General features: G+C 43.7%; 11 protein-coding genes and 3 pseudogenes. 3 read left to right on the top strand and 11 right to left on the bottom strand.

Annotated elements, in window-relative coordinates; translation table 11 throughout:
* The 8 genes and pseudogenes from DYI03_RS13115 to DYI03_RS13090 all read right to left on the bottom strand — a co-directional run.
* A partial coding sequence (locus DYI03_RS13115) for a Spi family protease inhibitor (protein WP_147287688.1) occupies window positions 1-376 on the bottom strand: 376 nt, incomplete at its 3' end.
* Between the two features lie 479 nt (window positions 377-855).
* Window positions 856-1242 (bottom strand): C10 family peptidase, encoded by a 387-nt coding sequence (locus tag DYI03_RS13795; protein WP_244916370.1) that lies wholly within the window; start codon window positions 1240-1242, stop codon window positions 856-858.
* Window positions 1243-1270: 28 nt separating this feature from the next.
* Window positions 1271-1699 (bottom strand): hypothetical protein, encoded by a 429-nt coding sequence (locus DYI03_RS13790; RefSeq protein WP_244916369.1) that lies wholly within the window; start codon window positions 1697-1699, stop codon window positions 1271-1273.
* Window positions 1671-1985 carry a hypothetical protein gene (locus DYI03_RS13785; RefSeq protein ID WP_244916367.1) on the bottom strand — a complete coding sequence of 105 codons (315 nt, stop codon included), beginning with the start codon at window positions 1983-1985 and terminating at the stop codon, window positions 1671-1673. The genes DYI03_RS13790 and DYI03_RS13785 overlap by 29 nt, the downstream gene beginning before the upstream one ends.
* 551 nt (window positions 1986-2536) lie before the next feature.
* Window positions 2537-2734 (bottom strand): annotated as a pseudogene (locus tag DYI03_RS13105) (plasmid mobilization protein); the annotation flags it as partial.
* A 30-nt stretch (window positions 2735-2764) separates the two neighbouring features.
* Window positions 2765-3181 (bottom strand): plasmid mobilization protein, encoded by a 417-nt coding sequence (locus DYI03_RS13100; protein WP_021668271.1) that lies wholly within the window; start codon window positions 3179-3181, stop codon window positions 2765-2767.
* A gap of 353 nt (window positions 3182-3534) precedes the next feature.
* Complete coding sequence (locus DYI03_RS13095; protein WP_021670260.1) at window positions 3535-3846, bottom strand: helix-turn-helix domain-containing protein; 312 nt, start codon at window positions 3844-3846, stop codon at window positions 3535-3537.
* A gap of 7 nt (window positions 3847-3853) precedes the next feature.
* The gene (locus DYI03_RS13090; protein WP_025064883.1) at window positions 3854-4123 is read right to left on the bottom strand and encodes a helix-turn-helix domain-containing protein; all 270 of its coding nucleotides are present in this window, start codon (window positions 4121-4123) and stop codon (window positions 3854-3856) included.
* Between the two features lie 546 nt (window positions 4124-4669).
* On the opposite strand from DYI03_RS13090, the gene DYI03_RS13550 reads away from it, so the two are divergent.
* The gene (locus DYI03_RS13550; RefSeq protein ID WP_169337607.1) at window positions 4670-4810 is read left to right on the top strand and encodes a hypothetical protein; all 141 of its coding nucleotides are present in this window, start codon (window positions 4670-4672) and stop codon (window positions 4808-4810) included.
* A gap of 77 nt (window positions 4811-4887) precedes the next feature.
* Here DYI03_RS13550 and DYI03_RS13085 read toward each other — a convergent pair whose 3' ends face one another.
* Genes DYI03_RS13085 through DYI03_RS13075 form a run of 3 tightly spaced genes read right to left on the bottom strand, consistent with a single transcriptional unit; the run spans window position 4888 to window position 7883 of the window.
* A complete protein-coding gene (locus DYI03_RS13085; RefSeq protein WP_025064882.1) occupies window positions 4888-5376 on the bottom strand; it encodes a DUF1896 domain-containing protein in 489 nt (162 codons plus the stop codon).
* Window positions 5377-5396: 20 nt separating this feature from the next.
* Window positions 5397-6659 carry a site-specific integrase gene (locus DYI03_RS13080; RefSeq protein ID WP_025073050.1) on the bottom strand — a complete coding sequence of 421 codons (1263 nt, stop codon included), beginning with the start codon at window positions 6657-6659 and terminating at the stop codon, window positions 5397-5399.
* Between the two features lie 3 nt (window positions 6660-6662).
* Window positions 6663-7883 (bottom strand): site-specific integrase, encoded by a 1221-nt coding sequence (locus DYI03_RS13075; RefSeq protein WP_115368001.1) that lies wholly within the window; start codon window positions 7881-7883, stop codon window positions 6663-6665.
* 300 nt (window positions 7884-8183) lie between these two features.
* Here DYI03_RS13075 and DYI03_RS13070 point away from each other — a divergent pair.
* Window positions 8184-9326 (top strand): annotated as a pseudogene (locus DYI03_RS13070) (type IA DNA topoisomerase); the annotation flags it as partial.
* Window positions 9327-9421: 95 nt separating this feature from the next.
* A pseudogene (locus DYI03_RS13065) lies at window positions 9422-14279 on the top strand (DUF2958 domain-containing protein); the annotation flags it as partial.

Below are 14279 nucleotides of genomic sequence, written 5' to 3'. Positions count from 1 at the left end.
CGTTAAACTCATTAATCTCTTTAATGATTTGGACTTCCATATTTGCCAAAAATGGTACAAGATTAGGATTGTCTACGACACCATCTTGAGGGATTTCTCCTTTATCTGTAAGCACTAACATTGGAGTAACCCTTGTATCTCCGCTCATTATAGCATATCCACCACCTTGAAAATTGAAAATATGTACATTTGTTGAATTATCAACATCTGACCTTGTCTGTTCCCCAACTCTTGTACCTATAGAAGTTCCGTCTACTTTGAGAGTAAATTTATTTTTCAGAATGAGGTGTTTTGGAACAATAGAGTTTACACGAGTTGTTTTGCCTAAAAGAATATCATTGAGTTCTGTTTCCGCATCATTGATATTCTCTCTCATAGGAAGTTACTATTTTTTTTTCATCTTTTTCTTTTAACTCTATCTCATTTTTCATGCATGAGTTATGAAAAAACAAAAAGATAGCACAAACTATATATATTGTATTGTTCAATTTTAAACGCATATTCTATAGTATTTAAAGAAAAGGCAATCTCGTTTGAAGAGAGATTGCCAAAAGATATTAGTTTAAACGAGCATTTGGATAACAGGCTAAATCTATATCGTATAAATCTCCTCCACAATCGAAGTCAATACTTCCGTCATAACGATATAAATACCAACCATCAAAAACTTCCTCCCCATCCCATATTTGCATGGCAATAAACATGTACCTCTTTAAAATTCTGCGAGGTTGTTTTGGTGAAAGAGCCACATTAGAGGGACGAACGCGAATTTGATAACCATCAACAACCCATGCATGTGAACCATTGGTAAATACTCCTGTAGCTCTTGTTCCTCTGATGGCTCTTGCAGTTCCTCTACATATAACAGGTCTTCTTGAATTTAAAGAGTTTTGCCATATTTTGGAAAGTACAAGAGTTTTTTCCATCAATATGGATATTCCATTTTTTTACATAATTTGCAACTTCATCTACAGAAACAGAACCTCCTTTGCGTGTAAATTTTGTGCCACTTCCATCTGCAAGATTCTTTATCAAAGAGGCTAATCTTTTATCTTCCTCAGTAGGCTCATGGTTCCCCAAAAATTCGGAGAATAACTTCCCTAAATTACCCCAATAAAACTTCTGTCCTTCAGGAGTTGTAATATCATTAATATTCGGTTGTAAATACGCCAAGACTTGTGCCCAAGCAATAATTGCACACCCTGCAGGATGGCGTCCGTCATAACCATAGCCAAAAATCATATTCTGGGGACATTTAGGCATATAAAGATTATAAGGACTTGTCTGATCCCATTTTGTTTTTTAGCATAGGCTCAACTATTTTATATAATTGCCCAGAAGGATTGCCTGTGGCAGAACTGCGTGTTACAGGAGTATTGTTTACAAGGTATTCTACATGTTTCATCCCCTTTTCCCTAATTTGCGTATTGACATAAGCCTTTGTCTTTTCACGAAGAGAATCTTCGCATTGCTTAATTACGGAAATCTCTTGCAAGGCTATGTTCATTGCATTTTTTATCATCAAATCTGCTGTTTCGTTTGGTGAAAAGAAATCTCCTTCCTCAGAAAAAGCAATAACATAAGGGAAACGACAATCAGAACTTACAATCATACTTATCGGTTTCTTTGTTTGTTGGGCAGTCCACTTTATTTTTGTGAAACTTATGTTTTCATCTTTCTCGTGCTTGTTTGTCGTCAAAGGTAAAGTGATTTTTTTCTTTTTGTACATCTGAGAAAGAATTAAAGGTCGCTCTTGTGCTTGTCCCCTTAATACTTTCGATGTATGATTTTGCAATATCCTCAATTTCGGAATTTGTTAATTCCTTATTATCTGGATAGGCAATACTATTGTACTCTTGTTCTGACAAAGAAATATAAGATCTATACCCATTATCTATAATGGTATCAACTTCATTTGCTTTGTCACTACACCCACTCAAAAAAAAGAGTGCTACGGGTAATAATTTTAGATAATAGTTCTTCATAACCATCTGTTTTAGTTTGACATTATAGATAAGAATTCATATTGCGCAATTTAGGTAAAAATAATGTACCCTCCAAATTTTATTCTATCTTTTTCCTCATTTTGCATTAAAATACCCATAAATGATGAGGTAAAAATTGCGTAATTGATAGTTTTGTATGAAAGAGTAAAGCTCTGATATAGAAAGAGGGCGGTGTGTTATTCAGACTCAAAGGCATATCAAATCTCTAATAATTTCAAATTTATAGCAGTTTAAGAAAAATAGAATAGGAATATAATAAAGATTATCACAGTTTTGTTTGTGCTAATAAAAATAGGCTGTCATATGCAAAGGTAATGGGCGTGAATATAATCGACTGATTACTAGGTAAAAATAGAATATACAACATATAAAAGGTGAATAAGAAACGAACGAGTTTCTTTCTTTTTCCTTATTTTGCAATGTTTCAAAGAACCTTGTTTTACAGTTGTAAAGGTAACAAAAAAGGCTGTGCAATCCAAGGAAACACGGCGTAATGGACATTTTGTAGGAATATTATCCCCTCTCTTACATTATCTCTCTCGATAGTCAATGGTTAAACTCACCGTCTTCTCTTGCAGGGCGATGAGTTCTTTTGTCAATCTGATAAGTTCCTTCAATAAAGCCTGAACGCTTTTGTCTGCCGTATTACAGTGTAGAAGTTTAACCACCTGATTATAGTTTACTCCTACTTGATGAACTTCAGCTATTAATTCTGTGAGTTTGCGATAATTCACGGTATTTTTACAGCACACACATAACTACTTTGTATCGGAATACTCCTCCGTTAATTTTATCGCTTGCACTTGCAGCTTGATGATGGCTTCAGAATAGCTCTCAAGTTTGTGGAGCATTCTTTGGGCAGTAGCTGTTGAGTGATAACAGTTGAGCGTCTTGACAGCTTCATTATAGAAAATACTTATCTTGTAAATTTGGGATATTATGTTAGAGAGATCACGCAAGTATTTCTCATCTGACTTGTCTTCTGTGATAACCTTGAATGACTCTCCAAGTAATCTTGCCCTTAGATAATCGCTCTTGGTTTTTGCTCCCGACTTTCGATAAAGATTGATGACCTTTTGTTGGTCTTCGTAGTTAGGTAACCTGATGTGCCATCTGTCCCATTTTTGGCAGGTGGCACATCTGCCGTCAGGTTTGTTAGTTTTCTTTCTTTTCATCGTTTCTATGTTATCTAATCACGACTTTGGAGTGATTTAATCCCCTTTCGGGGCAAGTGTCTTTGTGGTACAAATGGCAATTTGTGGTACAAAGACACACCTTGCCAGTATAAAGAAAGAGATAGTTTGTTATGTTCCATAAAGCAACCTTTCTGGGGTGCTTTTGATAGACGAGAGTTCAAAGTTCAAAAAGTAAGTCAAGAGATAAGTTTTGACTAATTTCTTGACTTACTGACTTTATGAGCTGACATATTTTTGACTAAAGTTAATTTTGACTTAGGTCGAAACTATTTTTTTGACCAAAGTCATAACTGACCATTTTACTTAAGTCGCGACTGATTTCTTAACTTAACTCATAACTTACCTGTTTGCGGTATTGGATTATAATACTTTTCAAGCATTGTTTGTATGTCGCTCTGTTTGTAAAGTATCTTCCCTCCGATTTTGTAGAATGGAAGTATTCTTGCATTTTTATACTCTTGGAGCGTGCGTGTGCTGAGCCGTAAGTGGCTGCACACTTCCTCGCTCGAAAGGTAAACCTCGCCATCTAACATCGGACGAGCTGTGGCACAATACCGCTCCAACTTCTTCAAAGTACCTTCCATCAGTTGTGAAAATAACTGCATCTGAGGGTCTTCCTGCGTAATGATTTCATTCTCTGCCATAATTCATTCATTTTTTGACTTCATTCAGCATTTCGCTGATGTCGGTCTGTTTGTAATAACACTTGTGCCCAATCATGGAGAAAGGGATTTTTCCCGTATCTCGGTATGATTGCAGGGTACGCTTGCTTATGCCCAAACGCTTGCACACGGCTTCGTTGTCGAGCCATTGCTCGTTCTTAGGAGGATTACCAATGAGTTTTTCCACACGGTGGATAAAGTCTGCAAATTCGGAGCGATGCCGCTCCCACGCTTTGCGGTCGATGATAATGAGTTTCATTGCTTTGATATTGTTTTGATTACTATATTGTTACTCGGCAATGGAGCTGTTATGCTGCCCGTTGCCGTACTTATCGGGTGCAAAAGTAAGTGGTCAAGAGCATCGCTACAAGGGATGAGGAAAAGCAGGGAAATGTCAGGAAGACAAGAGAAAAGACCACGAGAAAATCCCTCAGCGTTATTGCGGTAATGAGATGAGGTGCCGGTTCTTTCCTTTTATTGCATATTTGTTGGTCTATCAACAGTTCGATAGTTCGACAAATCGAGATGTCGAACTATCAATAGTTTGTTTTGACGATAGTTTGTTTTGACGATAGTTTTGTTTTGACGATAGTTTGTTTTGATGATAGTTTGTTATGACGATAGTTTGTCTTGACAATAGATAGTCTTGACAATAAATTGTTATGACAACAAATTGTACAGACAATAAGTTGTATAAAAAATGGCTTGTCATATAATAAGATTGTCAAGACAATCGTTAGTTCTAACTATTGTTTCTATCATTCGCTTTTGCGTCCAAAGAGCCTGAGTATGCCGTATTCTTGTAGTGCCTATACTCTCTACGGCAGCCCTGCCCTGCAAGGTTGGGAGAGATGAATACGACCGCACGGATATTGAGGATTGTAGTACCGCCTTGAAAAAGAAAAATCCTGCGGTGGAGATTCTACTCTCCATCCGCAGGACTTGACCTTTCAGGGCAGACAGGCTGCCGTTGTACCTTTGCACGATAAGAAACGGCATCAGGAACTTTGCGTGCGCCTTTGCCTACAACGCCTTCGGGCTTGCTTCCTCCGTCTGTTTGACCGTTGGCAGGTTGTTGCTCTCGATGAGCAGTACTATCGTGCCTGTCAGTTCGGTGTAAAGACGGTCGTATTGTTCGCTTGCGGCAAATTCGTCCGTCAGTTCGTACCCAGCGAATGTGGCTTGAACAGCCTTGTTCGCCAACAATAAAAACGAAAGCCTCTCGGGGAGCGGTGCAGGGAGTTTCCTCTCAAACTCGTCCTCCAAGACAGAAACAAGGGTATCGTACTTTGAGAAATGCAGTCCACTGAAAAGCACTTCACTTGCTATTCTTTCTGCTTCTAAATGATTAAAACCTTGCGCCACGGCATCGCAGTAGGCGGTCAGTGCTATGTCGGCTCTTGCCGTGATAAACTCCTTGTCTCCCAATCGCTCGGGGTGATGTTCACTCATATAGCTTTCCAACTTCAATCGAAAATAGGAAAGTTCCTTTTTGCTATTATCTGTTTTCATACATAAATTTTTGCTGATTTCTAAAATATTGTTGCGTTTTGCTTTTCGATAGCTTCCGTATAGTCAGAAAAAGCCTTACTTTTATGTTCTTGCAAACGGTTCATGTCCTCTCTGATTTTCAGGTCGGTAATTTTTCCATAAATCTGTGTCGTTCCAATGTCGCTGTGTCCGAGCATCTTGCAGAGCGTTTCCATTGCTATACCATTGGAAAGGCAGATGGTCGTGGCGAAAGTATGGCGAGCCATGTGAAAGGTCAAGCCCTTCTCAATTTGGCATATCTGACCAATGTTTATACAGGCGAAAGATGCCTTGCTAACGTTCAATGTTGGAAATATCAAATCATCGTGTTGTTTCCCTTTTATATGAATGTCAAGTATCTCCTTTGCGATGGGCAGAAGTGGAATGATGGCTTCCACGTCCGTTTTCTGTCGCTTGATACGTATCTCACAAGTTCCGTCATCATAATGGTGGATATGTTTAGGTGTCAGTCGCAACATATCCACACGAGCCAGTCCCGTAAAGGCACAGAAAATGAAGAGTTGCCTTGCTCGCTCGAACTGCTTGTTTAAGATGGGCGTTTGCAAAATGCGCTTGAGTTCTTCCGTTGTGAGATACCTTCTCGTGCCACGTGGTTTTTCCGCCTTAAAATCCACAAACGGGTCTCGGCGGATGTATTTTTTCTGTTGTCCGATGCTGATGAGCTTTCTCAAGAAAATAACCGTCATTTGAATGGTGGCAGGTGATAATCTGCGCTTGCTTTTAAGATAGAAATCCAATTCTTCGACAAAGCCATAGTCCAACCGTGAATAACCAATATCGGACATTCCGTATTTTTCCAGCAGGAAGGATACTATGAGCTGCTTGTCATAGATGTAGTTGCGGAAAGTGGATTGGGCGATGGAAATTCCCACACAAGGGCGTTTTTCCTCTATAAAACGGTCTGCCTCTTCCATGAGCATTCCATTGCTTTGTGAATCCTCCGTCAGACAATTTTTGAGCAGTTCTGCACTTACATACCCCTTTTGCCAAACCAGCTCATTGTATTTGGTTTGTATCTGTCCTTCCTTTTCTGTCAGTATGCGGTTGATGTTCTTCATTTCGTCAATGTCGCCTTTGCATCTGCCATGCTTTGCGTCCCAATTGTTTGGATTGATATCCAACCCCATACTGTATTGTACTTGTTGTCCGTCTATCGTGATTCGTCCCATTATCGGGCATTTGCCGTTCTTCTTCAGTTTGGAACGGTTGATGTAAAACAATGTCTTGAATGTACTGCGTGCCATAAGCTATAATTTTAAGGTGAAAGTGTGTTCTATCCGTTGTTGAATCTTCTGCATATCCTGTCTTATTCTTTCTGAATTGACCGCTGCATACACTTGTGTCGTTCTCAAATTGGTATGTCCCAACATACCGCTTACGGTTTCTATTGGAACACCAGCCGACAGGGTAATGACCGAAGCAAAAGTATGGCGAGCCATGTGAAAGGTCAGAGGGGTTTTCATACCGATACTTCTCTGTATGTGGTGCATCGCATTGTAAACCACGTCTCTTGGGGGAACGTCAAATACATATCCCGCACGTCTGCCCCTATATCTTTCCATAATGGTCTTGGCTGGGGAGAGAACTACTACGCGAAAAGGGGTCTTCGTCTTGACACGCTTGCTTTTAATACATAGCTTTCCTTCCTCAATGATGATGTTTTCCTCTTTGAGATTGCGTATATCCGAAATGGCAAGACCGCTGAAGCAGGAGAACACGAACAAATCACGGACGACACGATATTTCTCCCATTTGATGGGCAGGTCGATAATCTTTTGCAGGTCGTCCTGCGTGATGTTTCTCGGCGTTCCTTTCGTCTTTTCGTAACTGTAACCAATGAACGGATACATGTCTATCATGCCATTTTTGACAGCCTTGTTCACAACCGCCTTCAATGTAGCCAAGGCACTGCATATACTGCCACGTTTCAATTTTCGGTCTATTGTCAGAAAGTATTCATAGCCTTCTATAAAGGAAATATCCAGTTCCATGAGCGGAATATCACTTAACTTGTATTTCCTACGCACATACTCCCGAAGAAGAGTTTGCTGATAGGTACGCAGCTCCAGTGTTTTCATTGCCCGGTCTATGCCCACTCTTTCATGAATCTGTGTGAGGTACTCAGCATAGCACTCTAAAAGCATTGCGTTTTGACAAAGCTGTCCCTGATAGGCATTGCGCACATCCGTAGCCGTGAATGACTCTCCACTTTCGCAAAGTTCCCGATAGCGTGCATGAATGAGTGCAGTGCATTCATTCAAATACTGGTTGATAGAATTTGCGATGGCACTCTTGCCGAGAAGACGTTGCTTTCTGCTATCCCAAAGAGATAATGGGACTTTCTTTTTGGCGGAAAAGGCGGAATACTTCCTGCCCAGTTCTATCCGTCCGATAAGCGGCACCATGCCTTTTTTGTCCGCTCGTTTAGCCTGTGTGAAAAACGAGACTTTCAGTTTGTTTTCTTTCATTTTTCTGTCGTTTTTTTTCTAATTTCCTTTGCTTGCAAAGGTACATACGAACAAGAGTTCTTGAGCTATGCAGAAAAATGAAAGATGAGGAATAAAAACCTATGCCACAGTTGTTTATATTCAATTCGTAACCCCTTTTTGCTTTGTGCCCTATGGGTTACGAGTTGGTAACGGAACTATTGCCGTTTTTCGCTCAATCTTGCCATATCTCAAAATGCAGAAAAGTGTATAAGTTGTTATTGTTCAAGTGTTTCCGTTTGTACTTACCCATTCTTCTTTCATTGTCATTATTCTATGAACTATCCCCGCACAGGCAGCCGATACATCAGTGAGGATGTTTTCGAGGAAGTACCCGTCCTGCTCCGCAAGATAGGAGAAACACTTCCGACTCCGCTTAACCGTCATTCGGTGGACAATGCCAAGATTACTGACCACCACGCCATTATTCCTACAGGAGAAACGCCTTCAAGAATGTCGGCAGATGAAACAACTATCTATCAAATGGTGGTTAATCGCTTTGTCGAAGCCTTTTCCTCCAATTCAGAGGAAGAGCATATGCAGGTACGGTTCACGGACGGCACCAACACCTTTACTTGGAAAGCATGCCGACAAATCTCTTTGGGTTGGAAAGCCGTACAGAAAGAACTGGTTGCTGATGTAGAGAAAAAGGTAAACGATGATGAACAGGTGTTGCCTTCCCTTCCTGACTTGACAGAGGGAGAGATTTTGCCTCTTGTTTCTGCTGAGATCACCGAGCATAAGACCAAGCCAAAACCACTCTACACGGAGGCTACTTTACTTTCTGCTATGGAGAATGCGGGTAAGGATGTGGAGGAGTCAGACAAGCGTAAGGCAATGGCGGAGTGCGGTATAGGAACACCTGCTACCCGTGCCAACATCATCGAAACGCTTATCCTCCGTGATTACATCCGCAGAGAGAAGAAAGCCATTGTACCGACCGAGAAAGGCTTGGCTGTCTATGAGATTGTCAAGGACAAGCGAATCGCCAATGCGGAGATGACAGGCTCATGGGAACTTACCCTTGCTGCCATCGAAGCAGGACAGATGCCGCCCGAAAAGTTTGCACAAGGCATCAACTCCTACGTTGGCACCATTTGTGAGGAACTGCTTTCTCTTGCCCCCAAACAGAAGTCTTATCCCACCTATCGCTGCCCCAAGTGTGGCAGTGAGAGCGTGGGCATCTATACCAAAGTCGCCAAATGCAGGCACGAGGGCTGCGACTTCCGCGTCTTCCGTGAGGTTTGCGGCACGCTTCTCACAGAAGACCATATCCAGGACTTGCTGGCTACAGGACATACACCCATCCTCAGAGGATTGACGAGCAAGGCAGGCAAAAAGTTCAACGCCCGACTTGTCCTTAATGAAGATTACACCACATCTTTTGAATTTGAAAACAGGAAAGGAAAACAACGAGGGAGATAATCTCTATAGAAACAAAGCGGAACAGAAGAGGTCGGAAGGTGATATTCTTTTATCTTCCGACCTTTTTCCTCCTCCTTAATTAAAAAAGAAACACTATGGCATACAATAAGAAAAACGTCCTTGAAGCCAACACAGAAGCCATCCGTGTTGTGCTTCGCTTGGAAAAAGAACGCCGCGAAGCCACCGAAGCCGAGAAAGACATATTGCGCAACTATCAGGGCTTCGGTGGCTTGAAATGCGTGCTGAACCGATGTGACAGTCCCGATGATCTCCGCTATTGGAGCCAGTCGGAGCAACAACTCTTCGAGCCTACCCAAAGGCTCAAACAGATGATTTACCGTGATGCCGTCGATGCCAATACCGCCAAGCGGTACTGGGAGAGCATCAAGGCAAGCGTACTAACGTCTTTCTATACAGATACCCGTATCGTTGCCGCCATTTCCGATGCGCTTACTTCTGTAGATGTACCCATACGTCGCTGCTTGGACCCTTCGGCAGGCATGGGAGCCTTTACCGAGACTTTTGCTAAAAGGGCTGGAATGGTCGATGCAATGGAAAAAGATTTGCTCACTGCCCGTATCTCACAATCCATTCATCCTTATGGGCAAGGCAATATCATTGTCCGCCAAGAACCCTTTGAAGCCATCGGAGAGTTGGAAGATAAGGAAAAATACGACCTTATTACAAGTAACATTCCTTTCGGGGATTTTATGGTCTATGACCGTGAGTACAGCAAGGGCAAGGATGTTCTTAAGAGGGAATCCACACGAGCCATCCACAATTACTTCTTTGTAAAGGGATTGGACTGCATCAAGGAAGGTGGCTTGCTGGCATTCATCACCTCGCAGGGTGTATTGGACAGTCCCCGCAATGAAGCCATACGTCGTTATCTTATGCAGAACAGCCGCCTTATCTCTGCTCTCCGACTGCCATCAGGTATGTTTTCAGACAATGCAGGAACAGACGTAGGCAGTGACCTCATCGTCCTGCAGAAGCAGACTGGTAAAGAAATCAGCGAGGGGATTGAACAGCAGTTTGTAGAAACTCTTTCCGTTCCCAAAGAAGAAGGCTCTTCTGTCGTCTTCAAGCACAACTCACTTTTTGCAGGAGATTGGAAAGACATTGCCCACCGTATCATCGCCACGGAACGCATAATGGGCAAAGACCCATACGGCAAGCCTGCATGGGAGTATCGCTTCGATGGCAGCATTGACGATATGGCGGAGAGTATCAGGGCACAGCTCTCCTTGGAATTTGAGCAACGCTTTGATCGAAAACTCTATGAAACAGGCATACCTATGACGGAGGAGGAACGGCAGAAAGAAGCTGAAAAACAACTGAGAAAGTTAGGTATAACGGTAAATTTACCCAAAGAGGATCCCAAAGTGCACAAGGAGGCGAAGAATGCCTATAATTTGATGCCCGACAGTATCAGGAAGCAACTACCTAAACTTTACAGCACGGAAAAGGAACTTATTGGTGATAAGGTCGCCTACGCACGTTATTTCTTCCCGATGGGAGCATATACGGCTTATCTCTTAGAATATGACCCCAAAACTCGCATTGGTTTCGGTGTCGTAACAATGGGCTACGGCTGGGAGTTGGGTAATATGTCGCTTGACGAGATGGAGGAAGTGAAGATACATGGATTGGGTATTGAGCGAGACCTGTACTTCTCTCCTAAGAAATTGCACGAGATAGCCGAACTGGAAGAAGTCGTCAGGGGACAATATACCAAAGAAGAAGTGGTGACAGAGGAAATCAAGGAAAAGGCTGCACCCGAAGTTCAGACTCCGACAATGGAGGATAGCCTTTCTACGGAAAATGCCAAAGAGGAAGTCCAAGTTGAAAAGGTAAGTGGGCAAGTGGATAAAACGGGCGGTGAGCAGACAGTACAGATACAAGAGGCAGGCTCTACTATTGAAGAATCAGTCCCAGAGGGCGTACCCGTACTTAGCCTTCACCGTCAATATGAGCAGAAGGTGAGAGAAATTCGCACCGATGTGGAAGCCCCACGGGAGATGAACGGGCAGACTGTCTATTTTGATGATGACCACCACCCGGTGATGGACAGCATGGACGAGCGACAGGAAACGGAGCAGCCTTCACTATTCGCTCCGGTGGAATACAATCTCTGGACGCAGGAAGTAAAGCGCGTGAACGGCGAGATTAAGGAAGCCCCTAAACCACAGGTTCAGACAGTCCAAAAGCATCCAGAAAACAAAGTAGGAAAGGAGAACAAGGAAACACACTCGACTGTCACTCCGGGGCGTAAAACCAAAAGAAAGGGCAATAATAAGACTGCCTCCCCTTCATACCTTGAGCCATCCCTCTTTGACTTTATGAACGAAGCCGAAGAGCGGAAGCCACAACCGATAACAGAGGTTAAGAAAGAGTTTGACGCTTCACCACGCCCTTTTCTATCATTGCCGGACTCTCACCTGAGAGATGGTTCCATTGTCGTGCAGAAAGGTCAGGTGGGGTTTCTTTCCGACTTAAAGCGACATCCAACCTTTAACCCGATGGACTTGCCGTATGCGCAGCTTTCCCGACTAAAAAGCTATATCGAGATACGGGAGTGCTATCATCGTCTCTATGACTACGAGGCAGAGAACCATGCAGAAGACAGGGAAGATAGAAACAGGCTCAACCACCTATATGATGACTATGTTGCACGCTGGGGCTACTTTAACCAGAAGGCGAACACCGACATCATCAAGATGGATGCCACAGGCGTGGAAATGCTCTTCTTGGAACGCTCTGAAAACGGCAGGTACGTCAAGGCGGACATCTTTGACCATCCAACAGTTTTTTCTACCACGGAGCTGACCGTTGCCACAGACCCGATGGAGGCACTGGGCGCATCGCTTAACAAGTACGGTACGGTGGAACTTGACTATATGAGTTCGCTTTTACCTGATATGGAGGAAAGCGACATCATTTCTTCCTTAGAAGGCCGCATCTATTTCAATCCCGAAGAGAATGCTTATGAGGTTGCGGACAAGTTCATTTCGGGCAATGTAATAGAAAAGGCGGAGCGTATTGAGTCATGGCTCTTGGAACATCCCGACCACGAAGAGGCAAAGCAGAGCCTTGCTGCGCTGCGTGCAGCCACGCCAACACCCATTCCTTTTGCAGACCTTGACTTCAATCTCGGTGAACGCTGGATACCTGCCAAGGTCTATGGTAGGTTCGCTTCGGAGTTTTTCGGCACGGATATTGGCGTATCCTACCATTCCAACATGGACGAGTACAGCATTGTCTGCGACCGAAAGAATGCCAATATCTGGCACAAGTATGCCGTACAGGGTGAGTTCCGCCGTTATGACGGTATCAATCTCCTGAAGCACGCCCTGCACAATACCATTCCCGACATCAACAAGAGCAAGGAGGTGGCGGATAAGGTTACGGGAGAAATCAAGACCATCAAGGTGCGTGACGGACACGCCATACAGATGGCAAATGCCAAGATTGAGGAAATCAGACAGGGCTTTGTCGATTGGCTCGGACGCACGCCAGACACCTTCAAGCAGCAGTTATCCGACCGTTACAACCGCCTTTTCAATTGTTTTGTACGACCCAACTTTGACGGCACGCACCAGACGTTTCCAGACCTTGACCTTAGACGATTGGGCATTGCCGACCTCTACAAGAGTCAGAAGGATGCCGTATGGATGCTCAAAACCAATGGTGGCGGCATCTGCGACCACGAGGTGGGAGCGGGAAAGACACTCATCATGTGTACGGCAGCCTATGAGATGAAGCGGTTGGGACTGGCAAACAAGCCGATGATTATCGGACTGAAGGCAAATGTATTCGATATTGCCGATACCTTCCGCAAGGCTTATCCCAATGCAAGGATTCTCTATCCGGGCAAGAATGATTTCAGCAAGCAGAACCGCCAGCGCATCTTTAATGACATCAAAAACAATGACTGGGATTGTATCATACTCACGCACGAGCAGTTCGGCATGATACCGCAAGCCTTGGAAGTACAAGAGGCTATCTTGCAGAAGGAGAAGGACTCTGTGGAGGAAAACCTCGAAGTCCTGCGTATGCAAGGAGCGGAGATTTCCCGTGGTATGCTCAAAGGCTTGGAAAAGCGCAAGCAGACACTTGAAGCCAAGTTACAGAACATACAGGACAGCATCGCCGAAAAAAAAGACGATGCCGTGGACTTCAAGATGATGGGTATCGACCATTTGTTCGTGGATGAGAGCCACCAATTCAAAAACCTGATGTTCAACACTCGCCATGACAGAGTGTCGGGCTTGGGCAATCCGGACGGCTCGCAGCGTGCCCTGAACATGCTCTTTGCCATTCGTACCATACAAGAACGGTCGGGCAAGGATTTGGGAGCTACTTTCCTTTCAGGAACGACCATTTCCAATAGTCTGACGGAACTGTATCTTCTGTTCAAGTATCTGCGCCCGCAGGCTTTGGAGAAGCAGGGTATCAACAGTTTTGATGCTTGGGCAGCAGTTTTTGCCAAGAAATCGACCGACTATGAGTTCTCCATCACCAATGAGATTATCCAGAAAGAGCGGTTCCGCACCTTCATCAAGGTGCCAGAGCTGGCTGCCTTTTATGCGGAGATTTGCGATTTCCGCACGGCAAAGGACATCGGTATCGACCGTCCCGAGAAAAACGAGATACTGCACAACATACCGCCCACGCCAGAGCAGAAGAATTCATCGGCAAGCTGATGGAGTTCGCCAAGACGGGCAATGCCACACTCTTGGGACGTGCACCGCTCAGCGAGAGCGAGGAAAAGGCAAAGATGTTGATAGCAACCGACTACGCCCGCAAGATGAGCTTAGATTTACGCATGATAGATGAAAATGCTTACTCAGATCATATCGACAACAAGGCAAGTCACTGTGCCAAGATGCTCAATGACTATTATCAAAAGTATGATGCGCAGAAAGGGACGCAGTTTGTTTTCTCTGATTT

This window comes from Prevotella disiens (assembly GCF_900454955.1).
GTDB lineage: Bacteria > Bacteroidota > Bacteroidia > Bacteroidales > Bacteroidaceae > Prevotella > Prevotella disiens.
Note: the sequence above shows the minus strand (reverse complement) of the source record. Positions and strands in the feature narration are given on the sequence as shown.